The sequence below is a fragment of the Aminobacter sp. Y103A genome (genome assembly GCF_030294925.1).
Taxonomy (GTDB): domain Bacteria; phylum Pseudomonadota; class Alphaproteobacteria; order Rhizobiales; family Rhizobiaceae; genus Aminobacter; species Aminobacter ciceronei.
This window is the reverse complement of sequence record NZ_AP017986.1, coordinates 4,742,886-4,767,971: the sequence shown is the minus strand read 5'-3', so window position 1 is coordinate 4,767,971 and position 25,086 is coordinate 4,742,886. Positions and strand designations below refer to the sequence as shown.

At 63.6% G+C, this 25,086-nt stretch carries 28 protein-coding genes; 17 read left to right on the top strand and 11 right to left on the bottom strand.

The features are described from left to right. Positions 1 to 26 precede the first annotated feature (26 nt). Positions 27 to 1,043 (bottom strand): rhamnan synthesis F family protein, encoded by a 1,017-nt coding sequence (locus tag Amn_RS23295; protein ID WP_286292315.1) that lies wholly within the window; start codon positions 1,041 to 1,043, stop codon positions 27 to 29. 264 nt (positions 1,044 to 1,307) lie between these two features. On the opposite strand from Amn_RS23295, the gene Amn_RS23290 reads away from it, so the two are divergent. Beyond that, positions 1,308 to 2,939 carry an AMP-binding protein gene (locus Amn_RS23290; RefSeq protein ID WP_286292312.1) on the top strand — a complete coding sequence of 544 codons (1,632 nt, stop codon included), beginning with the start codon at positions 1,308 to 1,310 and terminating at the stop codon, positions 2,937 to 2,939. Positions 2,940 to 2,956: 17 nt separating this feature from the next. On the opposite strand, the gene Amn_RS23285 is transcribed toward Amn_RS23290, so the two are convergent. Together Amn_RS23285 and Amn_RS23280 are read right to left on the bottom strand one after the other, a co-directional pair. Further along, entirely contained in the window at positions 2,957 to 4,240 is a 1,284-nt protein-coding gene (locus Amn_RS23285; RefSeq protein WP_286292309.1) for a GNAT family N-acetyltransferase, read from the bottom strand. Then, positions 4,240 to 5,460: a lipopolysaccharide biosynthesis protein gene (locus Amn_RS23280; protein WP_376769266.1), complete on the bottom strand. Its 1,221-nt coding sequence runs from the start codon at positions 5,458 to 5,460 to the stop codon at positions 4,240 to 4,242. The genes Amn_RS23285 and Amn_RS23280 overlap by 1 nt, the downstream gene beginning before the upstream one ends. A gap of 289 nt (positions 5,461 to 5,749) precedes the next feature. On the opposite strand from Amn_RS23280, the gene Amn_RS23275 reads away from it, so the two are divergent. Continuing rightward, positions 5,750 to 5,977, top strand: coding sequence for a helix-hairpin-helix domain-containing protein (locus Amn_RS23275; RefSeq protein WP_154386149.1), 228 nt, complete (start codon positions 5,750 to 5,752; stop codon positions 5,975 to 5,977). 228 nt (positions 5,978 to 6,205) lie between these two features. Beyond that, complete coding sequence (gene mgtE / locus Amn_RS23270) at positions 6,206 to 7,594, top strand: magnesium transporter (protein WP_263006046.1); 1,389 nt, start codon at positions 6,206 to 6,208, stop codon at positions 7,592 to 7,594. A gap of 59 nt (positions 7,595 to 7,653) precedes the next feature. Here the strand turns inward: mgtE and secA are convergent, their stop codons facing one another. Further along, positions 7,654 to 10,377: a preprotein translocase subunit SecA gene (secA, locus tag Amn_RS23265; protein WP_286292296.1), complete on the bottom strand. Its 2,724-nt coding sequence runs from the start codon at positions 10,375 to 10,377 to the stop codon at positions 7,654 to 7,656. A gap of 240 nt (positions 10,378 to 10,617) precedes the next feature. Here secA and Amn_RS23260 point away from each other — a divergent pair, with 240 nt between their 5' ends. Then, a complete protein-coding gene (locus Amn_RS23260; protein WP_286292294.1) occupies positions 10,618 to 11,532 on the top strand; it encodes a peptidylprolyl isomerase in 915 nt (304 codons plus the stop codon). An 84-nt stretch (positions 11,533 to 11,616) separates the two neighbouring features. Here Amn_RS23260 and Amn_RS23255 read toward each other — a convergent pair whose 3' ends face one another. Together Amn_RS23255 and Amn_RS23250 are read right to left on the bottom strand one after the other, a co-directional pair. Then, positions 11,617 to 12,543 carry a glycosyltransferase family protein gene (locus tag Amn_RS23255; protein WP_286292292.1) on the bottom strand — a complete coding sequence of 309 codons (927 nt, stop codon included), beginning with the start codon at positions 12,541 to 12,543 and terminating at the stop codon, positions 11,617 to 11,619. Between the two features lie 6 nt (positions 12,544 to 12,549). Further along, positions 12,550 to 13,149 (bottom strand): TetR/AcrR family transcriptional regulator, encoded by a 600-nt coding sequence (locus Amn_RS23250; protein ID WP_286292290.1) that lies wholly within the window; start codon positions 13,147 to 13,149, stop codon positions 12,550 to 12,552. A 97-nt stretch (positions 13,150 to 13,246) separates the two neighbouring features. On the opposite strand from Amn_RS23250, the gene Amn_RS23245 reads away from it, so the two are divergent. The 6 genes from Amn_RS23245 (at position 13,247) to Amn_RS23220 (ending at position 16,705) form a co-directional block, all read left to right on the top strand. After that, on the top strand, positions 13,247 to 13,480 hold the full coding sequence (locus Amn_RS23245) for a putative antibiotic biosynthesis monooxygenase (protein ID WP_286292288.1): 234 nt from the start codon (positions 13,247 to 13,249) through the stop codon (positions 13,478 to 13,480). A 104-nt stretch (positions 13,481 to 13,584) separates the two neighbouring features. Continuing rightward, entirely contained in the window at positions 13,585 to 14,826 is a 1,242-nt protein-coding gene (gene argJ / locus Amn_RS23240) for a bifunctional glutamate N-acetyltransferase/amino-acid acetyltransferase ArgJ (protein ID WP_286292286.1), read from the top strand. A gap of 1 nt (position 14,827) precedes the next feature. Beyond that, entirely contained in the window at positions 14,828 to 15,601 is a 774-nt protein-coding gene (locus Amn_RS23235) for a GNAT family N-acetyltransferase (RefSeq protein WP_286292284.1), read from the top strand. A 1-nt stretch (position 15,602) separates the two neighbouring features. Further along, positions 15,603 to 16,016, top strand: a complete 414-nt coding sequence (locus Amn_RS23230) for a (deoxy)nucleoside triphosphate pyrophosphohydrolase (protein ID WP_154386154.1) — start codon at positions 15,603 to 15,605, stop codon at positions 16,014 to 16,016. A gap of 110 nt (positions 16,017 to 16,126) precedes the next feature. Beyond that, a complete protein-coding gene (locus tag Amn_RS23225; protein WP_286292281.1) occupies positions 16,127 to 16,441 on the top strand; it encodes a hypothetical protein in 315 nt (104 codons plus the stop codon). Positions 16,442 to 16,543: 102 nt separating this feature from the next. Continuing rightward, positions 16,544 to 16,705 (top strand): Flp family type IVb pilin, encoded by a 162-nt coding sequence (locus tag Amn_RS23220; protein WP_083948485.1) that lies wholly within the window; start codon positions 16,544 to 16,546, stop codon positions 16,703 to 16,705. A gap of 125 nt (positions 16,706 to 16,830) precedes the next feature. Here Amn_RS23220 and Amn_RS23215 read toward each other — a convergent pair whose 3' ends face one another. Then, positions 16,831 to 17,703 carry a methyltransferase domain-containing protein gene (locus Amn_RS23215; RefSeq protein ID WP_182575195.1) on the bottom strand — a complete coding sequence of 291 codons (873 nt, stop codon included), beginning with the start codon at positions 17,701 to 17,703 and terminating at the stop codon, positions 16,831 to 16,833. Between the two features lie 56 nt (positions 17,704 to 17,759). Between Amn_RS23215 and Amn_RS23210 the strand changes: the two genes are divergently transcribed. From Amn_RS23210 to Amn_RS23190, 5 genes are all read left to right on the top strand, one after another. After that, positions 17,760 to 18,545, top strand: a complete 786-nt coding sequence (locus Amn_RS23210; RefSeq protein ID WP_067966144.1) for a ComF family protein — start codon at positions 17,760 to 17,762, stop codon at positions 18,543 to 18,545. A gap of 26 nt (positions 18,546 to 18,571) precedes the next feature. Beyond that, entirely contained in the window at positions 18,572 to 18,835 is a 264-nt protein-coding gene (gene grxC / locus Amn_RS23205) for a glutaredoxin 3 (RefSeq protein WP_067957776.1), read from the top strand. 15 nt (positions 18,836 to 18,850) lie between these two features. Continuing rightward, entirely contained in the window at positions 18,851 to 19,714 is an 864-nt protein-coding gene (locus tag Amn_RS23200; protein WP_286292274.1) for a carbon-nitrogen hydrolase family protein, read from the top strand. After that, entirely contained in the window at positions 19,711 to 20,136 is a 426-nt protein-coding gene (locus Amn_RS23195; protein ID WP_286292270.1) for a DUF1178 family protein, read from the top strand. The genes Amn_RS23200 and Amn_RS23195 overlap by 4 nt, the downstream gene beginning before the upstream one ends. A gap of 107 nt (positions 20,137 to 20,243) precedes the next feature. Then, positions 20,244 to 20,837, top strand: coding sequence for an endonuclease V (locus Amn_RS23190; protein ID WP_286292267.1), 594 nt, complete (start codon positions 20,244 to 20,246; stop codon positions 20,835 to 20,837). Between the two features lie 74 nt (positions 20,838 to 20,911). On the opposite strand, the gene Amn_RS23185 is transcribed toward Amn_RS23190, so the two are convergent. The 3 genes from Amn_RS23185 to Amn_RS23175 form a co-directional block, all read right to left on the bottom strand. Then, positions 20,912 to 21,289 carry a VOC family protein gene (locus tag Amn_RS23185; RefSeq protein ID WP_286298140.1) on the bottom strand — a complete coding sequence of 126 codons (378 nt, stop codon included), beginning with the start codon at positions 21,287 to 21,289 and terminating at the stop codon, positions 20,912 to 20,914. Between the two features lie 130 nt (positions 21,290 to 21,419). Then, positions 21,420 to 21,761, bottom strand: coding sequence for an MmcQ/YjbR family DNA-binding protein (locus Amn_RS23180; RefSeq protein ID WP_286292263.1), 342 nt, complete (start codon positions 21,759 to 21,761; stop codon positions 21,420 to 21,422). A 103-nt stretch (positions 21,762 to 21,864) separates the two neighbouring features. Further along, entirely contained in the window at positions 21,865 to 22,443 is a 579-nt protein-coding gene (locus Amn_RS23175) for a winged helix DNA-binding protein (RefSeq protein ID WP_286292261.1), read from the bottom strand. Between the two features lie 112 nt (positions 22,444 to 22,555). Here Amn_RS23175 and Amn_RS23170 point away from each other — a divergent pair, with 112 nt between their 5' ends. Beyond that, positions 22,556 to 23,680, top strand: coding sequence for an LLM class flavin-dependent oxidoreductase (locus tag Amn_RS23170; RefSeq protein ID WP_154386160.1), 1,125 nt, complete (start codon positions 22,556 to 22,558; stop codon positions 23,678 to 23,680). A 14-nt stretch (positions 23,681 to 23,694) separates the two neighbouring features. Beyond that, the gene (locus Amn_RS23165; RefSeq protein ID WP_067966147.1) at positions 23,695 to 24,210 is read left to right on the top strand and encodes a flavin reductase family protein; all 516 of its coding nucleotides are present in this window, start codon (positions 23,695 to 23,697) and stop codon (positions 24,208 to 24,210) included. A 25-nt stretch (positions 24,211 to 24,235) separates the two neighbouring features. Here Amn_RS23165 and ubiG read toward each other — a convergent pair whose 3' ends face one another. After that, positions 24,236 to 24,982 carry a bifunctional 2-polyprenyl-6-hydroxyphenol methylase/3-demethylubiquinol 3-O-methyltransferase UbiG gene (ubiG, locus tag Amn_RS23160; protein WP_067957794.1) on the bottom strand — a complete coding sequence of 249 codons (747 nt, stop codon included), beginning with the start codon at positions 24,980 to 24,982 and terminating at the stop codon, positions 24,236 to 24,238. Positions 24,983 to 25,086 lie beyond the last annotated feature (104 nt).

Sequence of the window (25,086 nt, the reverse complement as noted above, 5' to 3'; positions counted from 1 at the left end):
GAGCATCCGCCGCAGCGCACGTTGCTCTATATGATGCCCTGGTCGAAGAGCTGCCTTCTCGTTGAACGCAACTGGTCCCCCGAACCTTTCCTCGTCATGTCCGAAAGGATGTCGGCCAGGTGTCCCTCGTGTCCGACCGCGATAAGGTTTTGTTCGATCTCGCCGATGTCGAACTGCAGGCGGTAGACAAGGTCGCGCTTCATCAGCGGGCAGTTGAGATGTTTCTTGTAAAGGAACCCGGCCGTGTGAATCTGAGAACGCATGGCGATGCGTTCGCATATCTTCGCGATGATTGCGGCCCAGCTTTCGCTGCCCAAGCTCGCCGCCGGAAGCCTGAGATCCCGACAGATCTGGCCATTCATCGCCCCAACATCCCCGCCGTCAATTTCGGTCAGCCGCAGCCTGAGCTTGTCCGGCGTGTAGACGGTGGTAACGGATCTTGCGATCGGCAGGATTGCCGCGGAGAAACCGATTTCCCCTTTTCGGATCGCCCATAGCCGCGAATTCACCGGCAGGTATTGCTTCCAAAAGCGCGCGAATTCGGAGCTTGCAACGATCCTATGCCCTACGGAGAAGCAAAAGGACTGCATGTGGTAGCCATGTTCCCGGTTTTCGAACGAACCGACGATGTCGGCTTCCGCGTCTGCCAACTCCCTGAACAGCGGAGTGAGCCCGTTGCTGAAGAAGTACACGCTGTCATTCGGGTAGAGCAGGCGCGTTGCCTCGGCATTTTCGAGCAGGTGAAGTGTCGCATCCCGATAACCGCCAAAGTCGAGGCCGGCATTGTCGCGAACGATGAGCTTCGAACAGCGTTGCTTGAGATCGGCCAGTCGCTCGGCGTCCAGGCCGTGATTGACCACCAGGACGACGTTCGCCTGGGCCTCGTCCAACGATGCCAGTGCATTGTCGACATACCATGGCGTCTTGTTGGGCTGCCAGACCAGGAAGATGGCGTACACGCTGCCCGGGTGATGCCGCCTGCCCTGATGAACCTGATATGGCTCGTCCCTGCCGAGGCTTCGATTGAACCTGGACTTGATCACCTCGAATTCGTGGTAGCGGATCTTGGCAACACGCTTCTTGAGGGACCGCAGAAGTCGCAATTTCGGCATTCCGATCCCGATCTGGTGTTGCTTTGGCGGCCGGACACCGGCAGACGCAATGGAATGCCTGCCGAGGCGCGGCGCTCTGGACCGTTTTCTTGACGCCGAGCGCTTCCGATATTAGGCAGGCTTTCTGTTGGTTGGTAGGTCAACCCCGATCCAGCCACAATGAAATCCCTCGCGGAGGAGCGGAGACGACCGTCCATGCTCGAACGGCGCGACACTTACGACGCCCTCTATCGCGATTTCCGCTGGCAGATTCCGCAAAAGTTCAACATCGGCACCGCTGTTTCAGACCGCTGGGCAGCCGTCGACCCTGACCGAACGGCGCTGCTCGACTACCGCATCGACGGTGCAGCCGAAGAGCTTTCTTTCGGCGAGCTTTCGCGCCGCTCCAACGCATTCGCCAATTCCTTGCGGGCCAGGGGCGTACGCCGTGGCGACCGGGTGGCGCTGCTGTTGCCGCAAAGCTTCGAGACGGCGATCGCCCATGTCGCGATCTACAAGCTCGGCGCGATCGTCGTGCCGCTGGCCTTGCTGTTCGGCGTCGAGGCGCTCGAATACCGGCTGCAGACAGCTGGCGTCAGGGCGATCGTCACCAACGAGGCAGGTTTCGCAAAGGTCAGCCAGGTCAGCGGCCGGCTGCCCGAGCTCGAAGCGATCGTCGTTGTCAGCGGCGGCGATGTCGACGATTTCCATCGCCTGCTCGCCGCGCATTCGCCTGACTTTACAGCCGAGGACACTGGCCCAGACGATCCGGCGATGATGATCTTCACTTCCGGCACGACGGGCCCGCCGAAGGGCGCGCTGCACGGCCACCGAGTCCTGCTCGGCCATCTCCCCGGTATCCAGATGGCGCAGGAGTTCATGCCGCAGTCGGGCGACCTGTTGTGGACCCCGGCCGACTGGGCCTGGGCCGGCGGCCTGCTCAACCTGCTGCTGCCCGGGCTCTATTTCGGCCTGCCGGTGGTCGCTGCCCGCTTCGACAAGTTCGCACCCGAGGCCGCACTGCTGCTGATGGAAAAGATGGCGGTGCGCAACGCCTTCATCCCGCCGACGGCGCTGCGCATGCTCAAGGTCGTGCCCGACATCGGCAAGCGCTTCCGGCTCAGCCTGCGCAGTGTCGGCTCCGCCGGCGAGTCGCTTGGGCGCGAAACCTACGATTGGGCCACAGCCGAGCTCGGGCTTGTCGTCAACGAGTTCTACGGCCAGACCGAATGCAATGCGGTGCTCGCCTCCTGCGCCGGCCTCGGCATCAGCAAGGGTGGGGCCATCGGCAAGGCGGTACCAGGCCATCGCGTCGCCATCATCGACGGCGACGGCCGCCGCGTGCCGCCGGGCGTGTCGGGCCAGATTGCCATTGCCCGGCCGAACCCTGTCATGTTCCTCGAATATTGGCAGAGCCCCGAGGCGACCCAGAAGAAGTTCATCGGCGAGTGGATGACGACGGGCGATCAGGGCATCGAGGACGAGGACGGCTACGTCTCCTTCTTCGGTCGCGACGACGACGTCATCACCTCGGCCGGCTTCCGCATCGGCCCCGGCGAGATAGAGGACTGCCTGACAGGCCACCCGGCGGTGGCGCTTGCAGCCGCCGTCGGCAAGCCCGACGCGCTGCGCACCGAGATCGTCAAAGCCTATGTCGTGCTCAAGGATGGGCTTGTGGGCGACGCGGCACTCGCCGACGAGATCAAGCTCTGGGTGCGCGAGCGCCTGTCGGCACATGAATATCCGCGCGAGGTCGAGTTCGTCGATTCCATGCCGCTGACCACCACCGGCAAGGTCATTCGCCGCATCTTCCGCGACCGGGCAAAGCGCGAAACGAAGACAAGCTGAGCTTGATCCGGAGCCTTCTAGCGCTTCTTGAGCAGGCTGCGCACGCGGTCGCGCAGCCTGACGGCGAGCTTGCGTGTCTCGCGGTACAGGTGCAACTGCGAGGCCGCCTGCCGTGTAACGCGGTCGGCGTCCGGCGTCAGCCCGACGACGAAGGTGCCCATCGGTTTGCGCTCGCTCCACATCTTGCCGACCAGCGGATGGTCGGGCACAGCGCAGCTGTCGGTCATCATGATGTTGGGGTCGTCGAGGTGATGTCCGGTCACCGCCATCATCAGCAACGCGCCCGGTGAACAAGCCGACAGCGTCTCGTCATAGGCGGTCTTCCAGGTGTAGGCGACGCCGGCCTCGACGAAGACGACAAGGCTGGCGATGGTGCGGCCGTCGAGCGTCAGTGAATGGATGCGGCACATGTCCTGTTCCGACATGCGGTGCACCGCCTCGCGGGCGAAGGCGGCGCGGTAGCGGTCGATCGCCATGGCGGTGCGCTGGCGTCCCTTCCAGCCGGAAGCTTCCAGCGTCAGGAACTGTTCGATGGCGTGGCGAACGTCGTCCTGGGTGCGGGCAACCTTGTGCTCGACGACGCCCTGATCAGCGAGTCGGCGGCCCAGCCGGCGGAATTCCTTGTAGTGGCGGCTGCCGAGCGCCTCCTTGAAATAGTCTTCGCCCTCGGCGTCGCTTTCGAGGAAGGGCCGTTCGAACTGACCGGTCACCACCAGCGGCAGGTTACGCGATTCGGCCGTTGCGCTCAGCATCCGCGCCACGGCGCCGTCGAGGCGCATGTCGGGCATGACGAACACTTTCGGCAGCTTGAGATGCGGCCGTGCCAGCATGGCGAAGAAGTCGGCGATCACCCCTTCAGGATCGTCGCGGTCGAGCAGCGGCGTGCCAAGCGGGCCAAACGGGCTCGACCATGTCCGCATGACAGGTATGCCCAGCGGCACCGCCGGCCTCTCCACCGAATAGGGCACCAGCAGCCGCAGCCGGCTGCGATACTCGGTACCGTCGCGGATCACAGCGAGGCGCACCTCGCGGTCCTCGAGCCGCGGCATGGCGGGCGCCAGGAAACGCGGGTTGAAAAAGACGTTGGGCTCGATTGTGCGGGCGCAGAGATGGTCGAGCTCCTCGACGAGGTCGAAGCCGGCCGAGGCCGGATAGATCGCCAGCCTGCGCAGCGGTCTTTCGGCCGATGTCAGTTCGAGATGGGCTGCTTCGGCGGCGTCGGTCGGCACGCCGGCAATGCCGGCGATCAGCGAGCCCGCCGGGCCGCCACTTGTTTCCTCGAGAAGCGGTATGGCTGCCATCAGGCGTTCTCTACCGTGCGTTTCGTGGGAATGAACAGGACCATGACGATACCGAGTTTGCGCCAGACGGTGAAAGACAGGGCGGTGGCCTCGAAGATCATCGCCGCCGAGGTGGCGATCGCCGCGCCCCACAGTCCGAGCGTCGGGATCAGCAGCACGTTGAGGCCGATGTTGAGTGCGAGCGTCGCGGCATAAACCATGGCACAGACATTCTGGTGACCACTCATCGTCAAAAGGCTCTCGCATGGGCCTACCGCCGAACGCGCGACGACGGCTGAAACCAGCAGGAACAGCAGCGGGTAACCATCGCTGAAGCCGGGGCCGAACATGGCGAGCAGCGGCTCGCCGAGCAGCAGCACCACGATGCCCATCGCCAGTGACGGCCAGAACGTCCACGACACCGTCTCGCGGGCAAAGCCGTCGAGCTTTTCGGTGTCGCCATGGGCGATCCGCGCATAGCGCTGGGCGACGCCCGCCTTGACCGCGAAATAGACGAAATGCACCAGCGCCAACGTCTTCACGGTGGCGAAATAGACCGCCACCTTGTCCGGCTCCATGTAGGCGCCGACCATCAGCACGTCGGCGTTGGTGAGCAGGAAGAAGAAGCTCTCGACCAGGAAGATCGGCAGCGAGATCTTCAGCCAGTAGCCGAGCCGGTAGTTGCGCGGGCCAGCGGGGATGCGCCTGTCGGCGCGTGAGGTGATGCGGACGAGCTGGCTGAGCGTCGTCACATAGGTGGCGAGGATGGAGGCCATGACCGCGGTCTCGGCCGTCGGCGCAAAGCCTGTGGCGACGGCTCCGGCCATGAACACCAGGATCAGCACCGGCCGTGTGATGTAGGTCGGCACAAGCGCGGCGAAGGCCCAGGAATTGGCCCGGGCGACGCCTTGCAGCACGTCTGACAAGGCCAGCATTGGCAGGCAGATCATCCCGAGGAAGAACGGCACGATATAGTAGCTCTCGATCCGGCCGGAAAATGCCCAGACGCCGGCCATGCCAAGTGCTGCGATGATTGTCGAGGCGATGATCACCAACAGGCGGCTCGCCACCAACACGCCGCGCAGATCGTCCAGAAGGCCCTTTTCACGGTATTCGGACATGAAGCGGATGATCGAGGTGTGGAAGCCGAAGCAGGACAGCGAGCCGACGATGATCATCGTCACCCACACCAGGACGAAGATGCCGTATTCGAAGCTGCCCATCCAGCGCGCCAGCAGCACCTGGCTGACGAAGGCGATGGCAGCACTGACGATGCGCACGGCGAACGCAAACAGCGACATGCGGCCGGCCTCGCCGCGCTCGTCGCTGCTGAACAGGACTGCGTCGACGCGGCGCAACAGCGGCATGATGCGCGAGGCGATCTGCCCCGGCAGCCACCGTTCGGCCGTCATCGCTGCGGAAAAACGCAACTTGATACACTCCATCTTCCGCGATTTCGCTCACAGCATGTAGCCGATAGCGATTAAGAAACGGTTGGGTGGACCAGACAACCGGGAGGAGAGGGGCGGCATGATCTCAGACGACGAACGCAAATCGATGCTGCGGGCGCATTCGATCGGCCCGAAGATGATCAGCTATCTCCAGGACATCGGCATCACGCGTCTCGATGATCTCAAGGGTGCCGATCCGCTTGAGATCGTGATGCGCATCGACATATCAGTCGGGCGCAAGCACATGAACAGCCTGGGCGTGGCGGCGCTGCGCAACCTCATCGAACTGGCGAACACCAAGGCTTGATCGGGAAGCCGGGCGCGTGGGGTTGACTGGCTCGCTTGTCGGAGCCATCTAGGCGCGTGGGCAGTTTAACCAACGGACTGCGCCGCATGAACCCAAGGAAACAACCATGAACAGCGACAGTCATAGTCGATCGACCAAGCCGTCGACGCCGACCGAAGGGACTGATCGCGGTTGATCGCTCCCCCGGGTCGCCGCCGATGGCTTTCGGCGCGACTGAAGGGGTGAGAAATGAGCTATCCCACCATCATCGAAGAGCTGCGCGACGACGCAGTCATCCGCGACAACGCGGCCATCGCTTCGCGTCTTGCGGAGGAAACCGCACCCGACGTCGTCGAGGTGCTCAACACCTGCGATATTGGGCAAACCGCCCAACTGCTTGAGTTGATGCCGGTGGAGCGGGCTGTCGAAGTGCTCGACCAGCCGGCATTCGACCACGCGGCCGAACTGCTTTCGATTCTGCCGGGGCATACGGCCGCGCGCCTGCTTGCGGGCATGTCGGCCGACCGTGCCGCCGATGCGCTGCGCGAGATCGATCCCGGCGTACGGGCCGAATTGCTGACCGGCCTCGACGGCGAAACGCGCGCGGCGCTGGAACGGCTTCTGGCCTATCCGGAAGGCTGCGTCGGCGCCATGATGACCACGGAGTTCGTCTCGGTGCCGTCCAATTGGACGGTGGCCGAGGTACTTCGCCACGTGCGGGCGGTCGAGAACACGCGCGAAACCGTCTATGCCGTGTTCGTTGTCGATCCGTTGCGGCAAACCCTTGTCCATGCGGTGCCGCTGCGGCGCGTCATTTCGGCTGATCCGAGAGCTTCTATCCTGTCAGCCGTTCCGAAGCGCCGGCTGATCAAGACGTCCGCGCTGGCGCCGCGTGAGGAGGCCGTGCGCCTGATTGCCAAATACGACCTGCTGGCGGTACCGGTTGTCGACAGCAGGAACCACCTCATCGGCATCGTCACCGTCGACGACGTCATCGACACCATGGTCAAGCGCGACACTGAGCAGGTTCATCGCATGGGCGGCATGGAGGCGCTGGACGAGCACTATATGGACATCGGCTTCCTCAGGATGATCCGAAAGCGGGCCGGCTGGCTGAGCGTGCTGTTCCTGTCCGAAATGCTGACGGCTTCTGCCATGCAGAGTTTCGAGGGCGAGCTCGAAAAGGCCATCGTGCTGACGCTGTTCATTCCGCTGATCATGAGCTCGGGCGGCAATTCCGGCAGCCAGGCAAGCTCGCTGCTGATCCGGGCACTGGCGCTGCACGAAGTGCGCCTGGGCGATTGGTGGAAGGTGGCGTTGCGCGAGTTGCCGGCCGGCCTCACGCTGGGCTCGATCCTTGGCGTCATCGGCATGGTGCGCATCGTCACCTGGCAGATGCTCGGCTTCTACGACTACGGTCCGCACTGGCAGCTGGTCTCCCTGACCATCGGCGCCACGCTTGTCGGCATCGTGACCTTCGGCTCGATGACCGGCTCGATGCTGCCGTTTGTGCTGAAGCGACTTGGTTTCGACCCGGCGACTGCCTCGGCGCCGTTCGTCGCGACGCTGGTCGATGTCACCGGATTGGTGATCTATTTCAGCATCGCGCTGGTGATCCTCCACGGCACGCTGCTGTAAGCCAAAGCACAAACGAAAACGGCGGCCCGCTGGGCCGCCGTTTTCGTTTTCCGATCAACTCAGGCGAAGCTGCCGTGGCAGTGCTTGTACTTCTTGCCCGAGCCGCAAGGGCAGGCTTCGTTGCGGCCGACGCGACCCCAGGTCGACTGGTCGTTGGGGTTGCGGTCTTCGGCGGCGACAACGCGGCTGTCCTCGAGCACGGCAACCGAGCCCTCGCCGAAATCGTCCTCGCCGGTGGTGCCGTCGATGTGGTGGCCGTGCATTTCGGGCGCTTCCGGTGGCGGCGCATCCGCTGCCTGGCGCACCAACTCGACGCGCATCAGCTGCGCGGTCACGGCCTGGCGCAAATTACCGAGCATCGCCTGGAACAGTTCGAAGGCCTCGCCCTTGTACTCGTTCAGCGGGTCGCGCTGGGCGTAGCCGCGGAAGCCGACGACCGAACGCAAATGGTCGAGATTGACCAGATGCTCGCGCCAGAGATGATCGATGGTTTGCAGCACCACGGAGCGCTCGACATAGGTCATCACCTCGGGGCCGAAGCGTTCGGCGCGGTCGGCAGCCGCCTTGTCGGCTTCGGCGGTGATGCGGTCGCGTACTTCCTCTTCGGCGATGCCCTCTTCCTTTGCCCACTCTTCGATCGGCAGGTCGAGGTTGAGATGCTGGATCACGCCTTCCTTGAGGCCTGCGACATCCCACTGTTCGGCATAGGCGTTTTCGGGAATGTGCTTGGAGACGAGATCTTCGATCACGTCGTGGCGCATCTCGGCGACGGTATCGGTCAGGCTGGTCGCATCCATCAGCTCGATGCGCTGCTCGAACACCACCTTGCGCTGGTCGTTCGACACGTCGTCATATTTGAGCAGGTTCTTGCGGATGTCGAAGTTGCGCGCCTCGACTTTCTTCTGCGCCTTCTCCAATGCCTTGTTGATCCAGGGGTGGACGATCGCCTCGTCTTCCTTGAGGCCCAGCTTCTGGAGCATGCCATCCATGCGCTCGGAACCGAAGATGCGCATCAGGTCGTCCTGCAGCGACAGGAAGAACTTCGAACGGCCCGGATCGCCCTGGCGGCCGGAGCGGCCACGCAGCTGGTTGTCGATACGGCGGCTTTCATGGCGTTCGGTGGCAAGCACGTAGAGGCCGCCGGCAGCCAGCGCCTTTTCCTTGAGACGGGCGACGTCCTCGCGGATCGCCTTCTCCTTGGCGTCGCGCTCGGGGCCGGCCGGCATGTCGGCCAGTTCCTCGGCAATGCGCATGTCGGCGTTGCCGCCGAGCTGGATGTCGGTACCGCGGCCGGCCATATTGGTGGCAATGGTGATCGAGCCCGGCTTGCCGGCCTGGGCGACGATCGAGGCTTCGCGCTCGTGGTGACGGGCGTTCAGCACCTCGAAATTCTTGAAGCCGTCCTTGCGCAGTCGTTCGGCCAGCTGCTCGGATTTCTCGATCGAGGTCGTGCCAACCAGCGTCGGCTGGCCCTTGGCGTTGGCTTCTTTGATCTCGCGGACGATTGCCTTGTACTTCTCCTCGACCGTCCGGTAGACCTCGTCGTCCTCGTCGATGCGCTTGACGGGAAGGTTGGTCGGAACCTCGGTGACGTCGAGATTGTAGATGTTGCCGAACTCTTCGGCTTCCGTCAGTGCCGTACCGGTCATGCCGGCGAGCTTTTCATACATACGGAAGTAGTTCTGGAAAGTGACAGAGGCCAGCGTCTGGTTCTCGGGCTGGATCGCCACGTGTTCCTTGGCTTCCAGCGCCTGGTGCAGGCCTTCCGAGAAGCGGCGGCCCGGCATCATGCGGCCGGTGAACTCATCGATGATGATGATTTCGTTGTCCTTGACGATGTAATCCTTGTCCTTCTGGAACAGGCGATGCGCCTTGAGCGCATTGTTGACGTGGTGGACCAGGGCGACGTTTTCGATGTCGTAGAGCGACTCGCCCTTGAGCAGCCCCGCCGCGCGCAGCAGGTTCTCCATCTTCTCGGTGCCTTCTTCGGTGAAGATGGCGGTCTTCTGCTTCTCGTCGACCTCGTAGTCGGACGGAATCATCTGCAGCATGAAGGCGTCGACGGTGTTGTACATTTCCGAACGGTCCTCGAGCGGACCGGAAATGATCAGAGGCGTGCGGGCTTCGTCGACCAGGATCGAGTCGACTTCGTCGACAATCGCAAAGAAGTGACCGCGCTGCACCATCTGGGCGCGCTCGTACTTCATGTTGTCGCGCAGGTAATCGAAGCCGAGTTCGTTGTTGGTGGCGTAGGTGATGTCGCAGGCGTAAGCCGCGCGGCGCTCTTCGTCGGACAGGCCGTGCACGATGATGCCGACCGATAGGCCGAGGAACCTGTAGAGACGACCCATCCATTCGGCGTCGCGGCGGGCCAGGTAGTCGTTGACGGTAACGACATGCACGCCCTTGCCGGTCAGGGCATTGAGGTAGACGGGCAGGGTGGCGACCAGCGTCTTGCCTTCGCCGGTGCGCATCTCGGCTATGCCGCGGCCGTGCAGAACCATGCCGCCGATCATCTGGACGTCGAAGGGACGCATGCCGAGCGCGCGCTTGGCGCCTTCGCGCACCGTGGCGAAAGCCGGGACCAAAAGATCGTCGAGCGAGGCGCCGTTGGCGATGTCCTGGCGGAACTGCTCGGTCCGCGCCCGAAGCTGGTCGTCGGTCAGCGCCTGCAGTTCATTTTCCAGTGCGTTGATCGCTTCCACCCGGGGCCGGGTCGACTTGACCCGGCGGTCGTTGGAGGAACCGAAAATCTTACGGGCGAGACCGCCGAGACTGACCATCAAGTGGTCCTTTCAATTCGAATGAAGCCGACTGTCCGCCGGCCGAACCTGCCGGGGAACGTAAGGAGGCAGACTCAACACGAAAAGCGCCCGGAAAAACCCTTCTGGACGCGAAGACGATGGACAGATAAGAGGGGGCACACCTTATGTCAACGTTGCAGCGAGCCTGCCGGAGACGCCAAATTCCGCCACATTCAGGTTGATTTGGAAGTGCGGTCATCACCCCACCGGAGAGTTTAGATGTCTTTTTCGTTCCGTAGCGCCTCGCTTGCCCGCGTCGGGCTTGCCGCCGGGCTTGTGGCGCTGTCGTCGCTGCCGCTGGTTGCACAGGAAACAGCACCTGCACCCCAGGCGGCTGCCCCTGCAGCCGCTGCCGTCGATCCGAACGCGATCGTGGCGACGATCAACGGCGAGAATGTCACCGAAGCCGACATCACCCTTGCCGAGCAGGACCTTGGTCAGCAGTTCGGCAATCTGCCGCCGGAGCAGCGCCGCGCCGCCGCCCTGTCGTCGATCATCGAAATTCGCCTGATGGCCGCGCAAGCGGTCGAGAAGGGCCTCGACAAGGACGCTGACTTCCAGCGTCGCGTCGCCTTCCTCGACCAGCGCGCCCTGCACGGCGAATTGGTGGAGAAGGAAGTCGCCGGCAAGATCACCGACGACGAGATCCGCGCCCGCTACGACAAGGAAATCGCGGCCCAGAAGCCGGTCAACGAGGTCCACGCCCGCCACATCCTGGTCAAGACCAAGGAAGAGGCCGACGTGATCGTCAAGAAGCTCGACGGCGGCGAAGACTTCCAGAAGCTCGCCAACGAAAACACCACCGACCCCAGCGGCAAGACCTCGGGCGGCGATCTCGGCTTCTTCGGTCCCGGCCAGATGGTGCCGGAATTCGAGAAGGCCGCGATGGCTCTCGAAGTCGGAGCCTATTCCAAGGAGCCGGTGCAGACGCAGTTCGGCTGGCACATCATCAAGGTCGAGGACAAGCGCGCCCAGCAGCCGCCGGCATTCGAGACAGTCAAGGACCAGGTCCGCTCGCTGCTGATCCGCGAGAAGTACATCAAGCTGGTCAAGCAGGTCCGCGGCGCCGGCAAGATCGAGATCACCGATCCGGCGCTGAAGAAGGCGATCGACGCCATCGACGCCTCCAAGTAATCTTCTCACCAGAGATCAGGAAAGGGCGGTGCCTGACGGCGCCGCCCTTTTTGTTTGCGTGCACCTTTTCTCCACGGGAGGCGGTCAACGGTAGCGGGTCGAGGCCTTGAATGCAGCCGGGTCGCCGGCAGCGAGCGCGCCGAAGAACTCGGGCACGCGGACCGCCAGCATCATCAACCACAGCAGCGGCCGGTCGGTTGCGCGGCAGAATTGGTCACCCACAGCGTCGATGGTCCGCCGGTTTTCCCGGAACGATGCCATCACCGCGCTGACCGCGAGTCCCAGCCGCGTACGATCGCTGCGTTTGCGCAGCTTCATCAGCGCGAACTGGTACCCCTTGTTGCGCCGCACGTCCCAGATGAATCCGAGCCCTTCATAGGCGTGGATGGAGACGGCGCGCGGGTCCACCGCCATTTCGACGCCATCCTCGTTCATGGCGTCTTGCCTGAGGTGAGCGCTGACGAACGGTCCCTGCCCAGGCCGAAAACGATAGCGCTCCAGCAGGGCGCGCCTGTAGATGGCGCCGTTGCTGGATACGTGGATCATCTTGCCATGACGGTCGGGGCATTCGATGAAGCCCCGGTCGAGCAGCGACATCACGCGTTTCATCATGCTGCCGTGGCCATAGGAGGTCCGTCCCGAGACCGCGGCCACAGCGGGGTTCTCGTCGAGGGCCTTGTGCAGCGTGGCCATCCAGCCCGGTAGCGGCAGGCAGTCGGCCTCGACAACCGCGATCAGCGGCTGGTGGCAGTAGGGCAGGGCCGCATCCTTGAGTTGGGAAGATTCGTCGCTGTCGTGGGTGACAATTGCGACCGGCGCCCTGCCCGGATCTGCGCTGTATGAAAAAGTGCTCCCGGCGGGCAGCATGACGATGGTTTCGGCGGGCACGCCCGCGCGGTCGTGCAGATAGGCTTGAAGCGACTGGCGCAGTTCGCCATCGCCGTCATCCGAAAGATAGTCGGAAACCACGATCAGGCTTATCGGCAATACCAGCGGCCTGATGTCGTTCATGGTCGGCTACCCCCTGACAGCGATGCCGTGCACGATATGCCGGATAGCCTGCCTCAGCATAGCCTCGTCTTCATCGAGCCGTCCCGTCAGGAGATGCACCCAGGCGTAGGACGAGACCATATCTGCGACCTGACTGGGGTCGACGTCGGCAGCCACTTCGCCGCGCGCCTTAGCCCGCTCGATCAGCTTGCCGGTATGGGCGCGGCGGCCAGCGGAGTAGGTCGCCAGCGCCTCGGCGGCAGCTGGATCCTGCTGCGCCTCGGCGACCAGCGAACGGAAGATGTCGCCGGCCGGCGTCTCCCGCCACTGCGCAAACAGGCTCCTGGCGAAAATGAACAGGTCTTCCTCGATGTCGCCGGTGTCGGGATAGGTGATGTCGCGCTTCTGGCGCTGGTAGACCTCGAGCAGCAGGGCCGTCTTGCTCGGCCACCAGCGGTAGATCGTTGGCTTGCCGGCCCGGGCCCGCCGCGCCACCGCTTCGATCGAGAAGCCTGAATAGCCGTTCTCGATCAAAACCGCCTCGGCCGCCTCGAGGATGGCTTCCGCGCTTTCCAGGCTGCGTTTGGCGCCGATCGATTTGCGTGCGGCTTCGGCTTCAATGCTCATTCCGGTCTCCATTGCTGGATTATCTCTACACCACCTCTTGACGAAACGAAACGGCCCGTTTTATATAACGAAACGTTTCGTTCCGATGGAGTTGAAGGTGACTGCCTCCCAAACCCGCTTTTCCCGTCCGCGTTTCGCCCTCATGGTCCTGATCGGCGTCTACCCGCTGATCACCGCATTGCTCTACGTCATCATGCCGCTGACCGACGGCTGGACGATCTGGCAGCGCACGCTGCTGATTGCACCGCTGATGGTCTCTGCGATGATCTGGGGCCTGATCCCGGCCGTCCAGCGCGTCTTCCGCGGTTTCCTCAATCCGGTCGTCAGCTGAGGCTGGCCCACATCTTCGTGAGGTGAAAACGCCTTGCGAAGCCTCGCGCTATCGGGCAAACGGTGCCAACTTCAACCGTTTCCCGAGCCCGCAGAGGTTCCTTCATGTCGACTGCCGTTTCCCCGCTCGCCCCCAAAAAGTACCCTAAGATGCCTGCCATCGAGGGCGTGCGCATCGCCACCGCCGAAGCCGGGATCAAATACAAGGGCCGCACCGACGTGCTGGCGATGGTGTTCGATGAGGGCACGGCGGCTGCCGGCGTGTTCACGCGCTCGAAATGCCCCTCGGCTCCGGTCGATTTCTGTCGCCAGAACCTCACGGGCGGCAAGGCACGCATCCTTGTCGTCAATTCCGGCAACGCCAATGCCTTCACCGGCAAGAAGGGCCGCGAGACCACGACGTTGACCGGTGAGGCGGCGTCCAAGGCAGCCGGCTGCAAGTCGAGCGAAGTCTTCCTGGCTTCCACCGGTGTCATCGGCGAGCCGCTCGACGCAGGCAAGTTCAGCCACCTGCTGTCGGGCATGGTCAAGGATGCCCGGCCCGACCAGTGGACCGAAGCAGCCAAGGCGATCATGACCACCGACACCTATCCCAAGGTGGTCACTGCGACCGTCAAGCTCGGCGATACCGACGTCACCATCAACGGCATCGCCAAGGGCGCGGGCATGATCGCGCCTGACATGGCGACGATGCTGTCCTTCGTTGCAACGGATGCACCCATTGCGGCCGACGTGCTGCAGGACATGCTGTCGCGCGGCACCACCAAGACCTTCAATGCCGTGACGGTCGACAGCGATACCTCGACCTCCGACACGCTGATGCTTTTTGCCACCGGGGCTGCTGCCAACCGTGGCGCGCCTGCCATTTCCGACCCCAAGGATGCGCGCCTCGGTTCCTTCCGCCGCGCGCTCAACAAGATGCTGAAGACGCTGGCGCTCCAGGTCGTGCGTGACGGTGAAGGCGCGCGCAAGCAGGTCGAGGTCACCGTCACCGGTGCCAAGTCGGCGCGTTCGGCCAAGCGCATCGCGCTGTCGATCGCCAACTCGCCGCTGGTCAAGACTGCGGTTGCCGGCGAGGACGCCAACTGGGGCCGCGTCGTCATGGCCGTCGGCAAGGCCGGCGAACCGGCCGACCGCGATCTCCTGTCGATCTGGTTCGGCGACAATCGCCTCGCCCACAATGGCGAGCGCGATCCGGGCTATTCGGAGGCGGCGACCTCGGCCTATATGAAGGGCGACAACATCGTCATCCGCGCCGACATCGGCCTTGGCCGTGGCAAGGCGACGGTGTGGACCTGCGACTTGACCAAGGAATATGTAGCCATCAACGGCGACTACCGGAGCTGACGTGAACCAGAACCGCCCGTCGCACGAACTTGCGATCGTCCGCCGCTACGAGGCGGCGGGTTTTCGCGCCTGGCCGGCGGCGGCCGTTCATTACGACGGCACTTGGCTGGTTCGCCTGACGGCGGGCCATCCGGCCAAGCGGCTCAACTCGGTCAATCCGCTCGATCCGGCCGACATCCGCAACATTCCCGACCGCATCGCCCGCGCCAGCCGCCGCTTCGAGGCCTATGGCCGGCCGCTCACCTTTCGCATGTCGCCCTTGTCGGGGCCGGCGATCGCCGCCCATCTCGACCGCGAGGGCTGGAGCACGTTTTCGGAATCGATGGTGATGCGGCTGTCGCTCGACGACGGCGTCGTCGAGCATGCGATGGACCAGATCCCGCTCAAGGACATCGGCCGCTTCGTCAGCGCTTCCATGGTGGTGCACGGGCTAGACGCATCGCTCAGGCCCGGCCTGTCCGAGATCATCGGCGCCATTCAGCCGGAAGCCGGCATGTTCGTGCTCGAGCAGGACGAGCAGCCGGTGACGGCGGCGATCTGCGTCCACGACACCGACCTTGCCGGCCTGTTCGAGATCGCCACCACCGAGGCCGAACGCGGCAAGGGTTTTGGCCGCAGGCTGATCCTGTCGGCGCTGAAATGGGCACGCCTGCGTGGCGCGCGCCAGGCGTGGCTGCAGGTCGAGGCTGACAATGCGGGCGCCATCCGCCTGTACGAGAAAATGGGCTTCAAGGAAGTCTATCGCTACCACTACCGCCGCCCGCCGGAGGCCTGACTTGACCCATCAGGGAAAACGCCTGCTTCTGGTGGCTGCCTGCGCGCTCGTCGACGCCGATGGTCGCGTGCTTCTGGCCCAGCGTCCCGAAGGCAAGTCGCTTGCCGGCCTGTGGGAATTCCCCGGCGGCAAGGTCGAGCAGGGCGAAACGCCGGAAGAAACCCTCATTCGCGAGCTGCGCGAGGAGATCGGCATCGAGACCAAGACGGCGTGCTTGGCACCGCTGACCTTCGCCAGCCACACCTATGACGACTTTCATCTGCTGATGCCGCTCTATGTCTGCCGCCGCTTCTGGGGCATTCCGGAGCCGAAGGAAGGCCAGACCCTTAAATGGGTGCGGCCCAAGCAGATGCGCGACTACCCCATGCCGCCTGCCGACGAGCCGCTGATCCCGTTCCTCATCGACCTGCTTTGATGGGCATGTCTGCCAGCGTTAAGCCAAAGTTTATCCAATCGTGAAAAATTGAATGGCCGCCGCCCGCCTCGGCTGCGCATCGACACGGCTTTTCGCGAGGGACGTTGCCAATGCAAGCTGACAACGAGTGGGACCTCATCCGCCCAGAGCGATCGTCCCCGACTGCGAGGGCGCGGGCCGGCATCCTGCGCGTCTCGCTGCTGTTCGGCCTGATCGCGATAGCCCTGACCCTGTTCGCCACGCCGTTCCTGGAAGACAGGGCGCGTCCAATCCTCGGCCAGTTGCGCCTTGACGGGCTCGACTACACCGCCACAGGATCGGTCCGCCGCACCAACACCTACACGCTACGCCGTTCGGTGCTGCAGGAAACGCCGCAGTCGGTGTGTGTCATTCATCCGCACGGCGAGCATACCGGCGACTGCTGACGATACCCGCTTATCGCTTCACCGCCTGTTAAGCGTGCACCGTTAACCTTTCTTAAGACGTCGGCGTTATGGTCGGTCAACAATGACGGGTGGACGCGACCGATGATCAGGCGATTTCTCAGGAACGAAAGAGGCGCTACGGCGATCGAATACAGCCTGATCGCGACGCTCATCGCCCTGGGGATCATCGGCGGCCTGGGCCAGTTCGGCACAGCCCTTCAGCTCTACTGGGAAAACATCGGCACCAAGGTCGCCGTGCACTAGAGGTTTTCCGCTTAGTGCACTAGAGGTTTTCCGCTTTTCTTCGATTTGCGATATCCCTCTATCTCTTTGTTTTTACTCGATTCCGGACGGAAAGCCGCCGTACATTTTTCATGGAATTGTAACCGCTATTGCTTGCCGTCCTCGCCAAGCACCTTTGTCAGCGACACCTGCGCCGAACCCGGCTTGAGCGGCTTCTGCTGCGAGGCATCAGGCGCCCAGCCTGACAACCAGACGAACGAAAAGCTCGCCCGCACCCGTCCATCAGGATCGGAGAATCGCTCGGCGTAGATCTCGGCCGCGCGCTGGAACAGCCGGCGTGTCGCAGGTCTCCGTGACCGGTCGGCAAGCGCGCTGGTCGCCCCCATCGCGCGCAGGTCCTGCATCAGCCCGAACATCGTGTCGTAGCGCACCGTCACCGTCTCGACATCGGCGACCGGCAAGGCAAAGCCCGCCCGCTGCAGCAGCCCGCCGGCATCGCGTACGTCGGTGAAGGGGATAACGCGCGGGCTGGCGCCGCCCGAAAGCTCCGTCTCGGCGGCGAGCAGGCTTTCGCGCAGTTCGACGAGCGTGCCGGCACCAGCAAGCACGCCGAGGAACAGCCCGTCCGGCTTCAGTGCGCGGCGGATCTGGATCAGCTGGCCGGGGATGTCGTTGGCTTCCTGCAGCGCCAGAAGCGATACGGCGATGTCGATGCTCGCCGGATCCAGCGCGATCGTCTCGGGATCCGACACGACGCCCGGTCCGCCGCCGAGAAAGGCCCTGTCGGCTTCGACGCGAAGCAATTCGTCGACCTTGCCGCTGGCAGCCAGAACCGCGGTTGCCGCCGGGCTGACCGAGAAGATCGCTGCGCCGCGCGTGAACTTGCGCTCGACCGTCGAGAGACGTTCGCCGAGGTCTTCAGCCGCGCGGGCCATCAGGAAGTCGGCGCCTGGTGTAGCTTGCGCCAGGGCTCGGCGCCGGTGCGCGATCACGAGGCTGGCGTCGAAAATGGCTTGCACGTCGAGATGTCCTTGTTTGCCGGGTTTCTGCTATGGTCGCCCGACCCGAACCTGTCGTGGCCGATCCTATGCCTGAGATCAAGAGCCTCGCATTGTCAGTTGCCGCTTGGCCGGCGCGGATGCTGTTCCCGCCTGTCTGCGCCGGTTGCCGCCGCCAGGTCACGCAACCCGGTGCCTTGTGCGGTGCCTGCTGGCCGCAATTGCGCTTCCTCGAAAAGCCCTGGTGCGAGGTGATGGGCACGCCGTTCAGCCATGATTTCGGCACCGGCTTCCTGTCCGCCGAGGCGATCGCCAACCCGCCGCCCTTTAGCAGGGCCCGCGCCGCCGTCGCCTATACCGGCATCGCCCGGCGCATGGTCCAGGGCCTCAAGTTCCACGACCGCACCGACCTCGCGCCGTGGATGGCGCGCTGGATGCTGCGAGCGGGCGCCGAGCTCGTTGCCGATGCTGAGGTCGTCGTGCCCGTGCCCTTGCACTGGCGGCGTTTCTTCTGGCGCCAGTACAACCAGTCGGCGGAACTCGCCCGTGCCATAGCGTCGCTCTCCGGCCTGCCGTTTGCGCCGATGGCGGTGCGCCGCACCAAGCGCACGCGCCAGCAGATCGGCCTTGGCCAGCGCGAGCGAGAGGACAATGTGCGTGCGGCCTTCCTGGTCCCGCCCGAAGCCGAGATCGACGTCAGAGGCAGGCGGGTGCTGGTGGTCGACGACGTCTACACGACAGGCGCCACTGTCGCGGCGGTGACACGTGCGCTCAGGAAAGGCGGCGCCGGCGCCGTCGACGTGCTGACTTTCGCCAGGGTTTTGCCAGGGGACTTCCGGCCCGACGATACGGACACTATATAGTCGACCAAGGACAACGGATTTTCGTCATGGTCGATGTGACTATCTATACGCGCATGATGTGTGGCTACTGTACTGCGGCCAAGCGCCTTCTCGAGCGCAAGGGCGTTGCATTCACCGAGCATGACGCTAGCTTCTCGCCCGAGCTTCGGCAGGAAATGATCACGCGCGCCAATGGCCGCGCGACCTTCCCGCAGATTTTTATCGGCAACACCCATGTCGGCGGTTGCGACGACCTGCATGACCTCGACGCGCAAGGCAGGCTCGACCAACTTCTTGCCGCCGGCGCATAGACCTGAGGACGGACAATGGCGATTTTCAAGGCGGCAGCGGTGCAGATGCGTTCGGGCAAGGAGCCGGAGCGTAATGCGCGCGATTTCGAGGCTTTGGTGCGCGAGGCTGCCGGTCTCGGCGCCACTTATGTGCAGACGCCCGAAATGACCGGCGCCATCGTCGGCGACAAGGATGCGCGCGCCGCGGCTTTCACCTCCGAGGACCGCGACCTGATCGTCGCCTTGGGCCGCAAACTTGCAGCCGAGCTTGGCATCCATCTGCATGTCGGCTCGACCGCGATCGTGCGCGCCGATGGCAAACTCGCCAACCGCGCCTTCCTGTTCGGCCCCGACGGCTCAACGCTCGCCTCCTACGACAAGATCCACATGTTCGACGTCGACCTCGACAATGGTGAAAGCTGGCGCGAATCCTCGGCCTATGAGCCGGGCACCGAAGCCATCGTTGCCGACACGTCGCTGGCAAAGATCGGCTTTGCCATCTGCTACGACCTGCGTTTCCCGCAACTTTTCCGCGCCGAGGCGCTGGCCGGTGCCGAGTTGCTCACCGTTCCCGCCGCCTTCACGCGCCAGACGGGCCTTGCCCATTGGCATCCGCTGCTGCGGGCGCGCGCCATCGAAAACGGCGCCTTCGTCATCGCCTCCGCCCAGGGCGGCAAGCATGAGGACGGCCGGGAGACCTTCGGCCATTCGCTGATCATCGATCCGTGGGGCCGCATCCTGGCCGAAGCCGACCACGACGAGCCGGGCGTCATCATCGCCGAGATCGACACCCAGCATTCGGCCGACGCACGCAAGAAGATCCCCAATCTCAAGAACGCTCGCGAATTCGGCGTCGCGCTCCGCGCGGGCCAGGGAGCGCTCCGGGGAGCCGCATCTTGATCCGCTTTTCGCTGCATTGCGACCACGCGCACGACTTCGAGGGCTGGTTCCGCAGCAACGACGACTTCGAAACCCAGCGCAAGCGGGGTTTCGTCTCCTGTCCGGAATGTGGCTCGCAAAAGGTCGAAAAGGCGCTGATGGCGCCGGCCGTCTCGACCTCGCGCAAGCAGGAAAAGGTGGCGCTGGCCATGGGCGAAGAGCAGCGCAAGATGATGGCTGCTCTCAAGGACCTGTCCCAGAAGGTTCGCGAGAACGCCGAGAATGTCGGCGACAAGTTCGCCGAGGAGGCGCGCAAGATCCATTTTGGCGAGACCGAAGCCCGTGGCATCTACGGCGCCGCCACCCTCGACGAGGCCAAGGGTCTTGCCGAAGACGGCATCGAATTCATGCCGCTTCCGGTGTTCCCCGAAGACCGGAACTGACTTTCATGGTCGAAGGCGCGAGGGAAACGGGGAAACCTCGACGCTCACCGGCTGCCTGTAAGCCCGCGTACTTGCGTCCGGGCACCGCCCTTCGGCTGGTGCGATGGTTGCAACATAAGCTCCATCATGTCCGTCGTATCGACGGTGTGCTTGTCGTCGCGTTCGAGCCCGTCAACATCGATCGCATTGAAAGCGCTTTACGCCTGATCGGCGACCACGATCCCATACGCTACAGGCATCTTGTTCAAGATCTGGAGCGGATTTGGGTGTCAGTTGTTCCCGGCAGCGTTGCACGCTTCCGGCGTTCAGACTGGACCTGCGACCTGGACGAGCCGTTCGTGGAAACGGCAACGCCCGAACTGATCGCCTCGGCCATCGTGCACGAAGCAACCCACGCGCGCTTGTATCGGATGGGTTTCGGTTACGAGGAAGCCATCCGGGAACGCGTCGAACATATCTGCCTGCGACGAGAGCTGGCGTTTGCCGCCAAGATCCCAGGCGGAATCGACAATCACGATGCGGAGGCCATCCTCCATTCCTTGCCTGACTTGAGCAACGACGGGTTCGCTCGGCGCCGTGGCGAAGATTTTCGCGCGATTTTTCTGCGACTTGGAATGCCTGGCTGGTTAGCCGGTTTCTTCGTCTCGACTAGCAGTTGGCTGCATCGCCGTCGACGAAGAAAATCGGCCGGTACTCGCTGAGTCCGGCCGGAATATGACTGGAAATCAGGGGCTTGCATGCTGCCGGAGTAGCGCCCCACACAAGCGGGGCTAACTCAGATCCGCTCGCCGACGTCGATCCGGTTGCCGTCGGGGTCGGCGAACACGAAGGCTCGCAGGCCGTAATCCTTGTCTTTCAATGACTTGATGATGCGGACGCCCGCCGCCTCGCAGATCGCATAAAGCGCGTCGATGTCGTCGACGAACATGTGGAACGCATTGACGGTCGAGGGCCGGTGCTCCTTGCTCTGGCTGAGATGGATCTCGGCGGCGTCCTTCTTCAGCACCATGAAGCCGACGGGGCTGCCGTTTTCGAACACTTTCTGCAGGCCGAGGACCTCGGAGTAGAAGAGGTATGCCGCATGGATGTCGCGGACGGCAAGGCCCGGCGCTGCCCGGCCGAAAGTGATCGCATCAATGGGGGATGGGTTCATCGCATGCTCCTGATATCGACGGCAGGGGCGGCGATGCGCATGCCTGGTGAGGAGCGGTGTCCTTGCGATCAGGCTCGCATGGAAATGGTCGAAAGAAAAGTCCCGCCGGGCCGTGGCGGACGCGGCCACATCACCCACCCGCCAGGTCGAACGCCTTGCGCAGGGTCGCTGGTGCAATGTTGCGCCAGGCGGTCACCAGTGCGCTGCGCAACGTGTGTTCGTCTGCGGCTGCCAGTGTCACCCGCGTCCAGCCCTGCTTGCCCCAGCCGCCGTCGACGGGACAAAAGACCGCCGCTTCGGCTCCGCACATCATCTCCTGCTGGTCGCGCGAAAGCTTGATCACCGCGTCGCCGTCCTCGGGCAAGGTGGCGAAGACGCGGTCGCGGACACGGAAGTCCGGCTTGCCGAAATGCGATTTCTCGCTTGCCCCCGGCAGTTGCAGGGCGATGCGTCTGACATCTTCAGGTGTCATGGTGTTCGAACCCGTAATTGTCTGCCCTTAATGTCGAGGATCGCCGCGAGCAGCGCAAGTTGCGCAGGGGCGCGTCGCGACCAAATCGCAGCCGAGGACGCTCTCAGTAGCCATTAGCCTCGGGATCGAGCTGCGGATGGCGGCGGCGGTGGGTGGCGGCGGCGCGAGCAGCCTGTTCGTAGATGCCTGTCACCAATTCCAGCGTGTGTGCTGCGTCGGCCAGCTTGGCGGCCAGGTCGGGCACGCGGGTCACAGCATCGATGAGCAACACCGAGCGGATGTCGGCGTAGCGCTCTGTGACGCGATGGCCGAGCGGCGTCACCTCATAGGTCACGCCGGTCCTGCCGCTGCCGGTGCGCTTGACGAAACCGCCCTTGATCAGCTTGCGCAGGCTGTACTGGATGTTGGGAATGTCCTCGCGATTGGTCATGTGGGCGAGGTCATGGATGGTCTTTGGCCGATCGTTCATTCGGATGACGTGCAGCAAGGCGTTCTCTGCACCCGTCGCCGAAAATTCGATCACCGTGGCGAGGCATTCCGCCTGCCAGCGTCCGAACGCTTCGTAGGAGCGCATCAACGCATATTCCACTTCGGTGACGTCGATTTCGAGCGGCGTCCGGGCGAGATGCCAGCCGCGATCAAGCAGTTCGGAGCCCGGTACAGGTTTGTTTTCCTTGCTCATTCTTCGCCCTCCTGAACCTTCGGACCATGCCTTGCCGTGGCACATTGCGTCTACATGAATTTATGATAGACTTTCTATTATAAAGTTCATGTTATGGGGAGGAGACCCAAACATGAGCATGCTCGGCGCCACTGCATCCGCAGTGCAACCCTTCTTTCTCGGCACCTTTGCGTCCAACTGTTCCAGCGGCATGACCGTCACCAAGATACCGGATCGCTGGGACAATTCCTGGGGCAACAATCTGCGCCTCGGCAAGCTTCTCGACGACGCCGGCATCGACTTCATGCTGCCGATCGCCCGCTGGATCGGTTATGGCGGCGAGACCAATTTCCACGGCAACGTGCTGGAGACGATGACCTGGGCGACGGCGCTTCTAGCCCACACCCGCAACATCACGGTCTTCGCCACCATCCACACTGTCGCCAACCATCCTGTTGTCGTTGCCAAGCAACTGGCAACGATCGACCAGATCAGCGGTGGACGCGTCGGCCTCAACATCGTTGCGGGCTGGAACAAGCCCGAATATGAAGCGCTTGGCCTGACGCTGCCCGACGATCACGTCACCCGCTATGGCTATGCCCAGGAATGGTTCGACGTGGTCAGGGCATTGTGGAGCCGCGCCGAGGCCTTCGACTGGGACGGCACCTATTTCAAGCTCAAGCAGGTTCTTGGCGATCCAAGGCCTTCGGCGCGCCTGCCGATCCTCAACGCTGCCGGCTCCGATCATGGCCGCAAGTTCGCGATCCAGAACGCCGACTTCCTGTTCACCCCGGCGATCGACCTGGCCCGCTCGAAGGACGAGATCGCCGCGCTGAAGGCGCAGTCGAAGCAGGCCAGCCGCGCAGTCGATGTGCTGACCTTCTCGCATGTCGTCTGCCGTCCGACTGAAAGGGAGGCGCTCGACTTCCTCAACTATTCGGCCCGGGAGAACGCCGATTGGGAGGCCGTCGACAATCTCGTCCGGCTACAGTTCGCCCATGCACAGTCCTTCCCGCACGATCTGCTCGCACTCATCCGCGACCGCATGGCGGCGGGTCATGGCGGCTTCCCGCTTGTCGGCACGCCTGAGCAGGTGGCGGATGGCATCACCGCGCTTCATGAAACAGGCTTCCGCGGAACCACCTTGTCGTTCGTCGATTACGCCGAGGAATTCCCCTATTTCCGTGACAACGTCCTGCCGATCCTGGAGGCGCGAGGCATACGCATCCCGCCTCTGGCGAAGCGTTCGGCGGCGTGAAGGGCGACGAGGTCATGACGATCCCCATTTCTGTTCCTCTCGTTCCCGTGGGGGGCGCTGATTTCCGCGCCGCCATGCGGCTCATCGTCGGCAATGTCAGCGTCATCACCGCCGGCGTCGGCGATGACCGCTCAGGACTGGTGGTGATTTCGGTCGTTTCACTGTCGGCCGAGCCACCCAAGGTCATCGCCTGCGTCAACCGGTCGTCGTCGACCTGGTCGGTCATCGAGCGGCATGGCCATTTCGCCGTCAATTCGCTTGGGCCGCAGCATCAGCAGGTCGCCGAGCGTTTTTCCGGCTTCGGCGGCATCAAGGGCAATGAACGCTACGAAGGTGCTGACTGGCTCACGCTGAAGACCGGGGCGTCGGTGCTGTCGGATGCGGTCGCCGCTTTCGATTGCAGCCTCGACGAGATGATTGATCGCGGCACGCATTCGATCATCATCGGCTCGGTCGAGGCGGTCAGGACGCAGGATGCCGGTCAGGCGCTGCTCTACTGGCGCGGCGGCTACCGGCCGCTCGACGCCTGATGTCGGACCGACGGGAGAGGCGGCCTCAGGCCGCCTTTTCCGCCAGCACCATGTAGTTGACGTCCATGTCGCGGGATTTCTGCCAGCGGTCGGCCAGCGGATTGTAGATCACGCCGGTGCGATCGATGGTGGCAAGGCCGGCGCCCGTCAGCGCCTTGTCCAGCTCTTCGGGGCGCACCAGCTTGCCGTACTGGTGAGTGCCGCGCGGCAGCCAGCGCAGCACGTATTCGGCGCCGACGATGGCGAGACCGAGCGCCTTTAAGGTGCGGTTGATGGTGGCGACGAACATGATGCCGCCGGGCTTGACCATCTCGCCGCACTTGCTGACGAACAGCTCCACGTCGGCGACGTGCTCGACAACTTCCATGTTGAGGATGATGTCGAACTTCTCGCCGGCGTCAGCGAGATCCTCGGCCGTGGTGGCGCGGTAATCCACCTTTACGCCGCTTTCGGCGGCATGGATCTTGGCTACCTCGATATTGGTGGCGGAGGCGTCGGCGCCGACCACTTCGGCGCCCAGGCGTGCCATCGGCTCGCACAGCAGGCCGCCGCCACAGCCGATGTCGAGGATGCGCAGGCCCTCGAAGGGCCTTGCGGCGTGAGTGTCGCGGCCAAAACGCTGGGCGACCTGGTCGCGGATGTAGCCGAGGCGGACGGGGTTGAATTTGTGCAGCGGACGGAACTTGCCGTTGGGGTTCCACCATTCGGCTGCGAGCGCCGAGAACCGCTCGACTTCTCCGGCATCGATCGTCGATGGGCGGGGATCTGGCATTGCTGTGGTCTCCGTCGGGCGCAAGGAAGTTGGGCGAGCGCAAGGAAGTCGTGTCTGGCGTCCCGATTGTCAAGGTGACATTTCCGCGAGCACCCATGCACTGC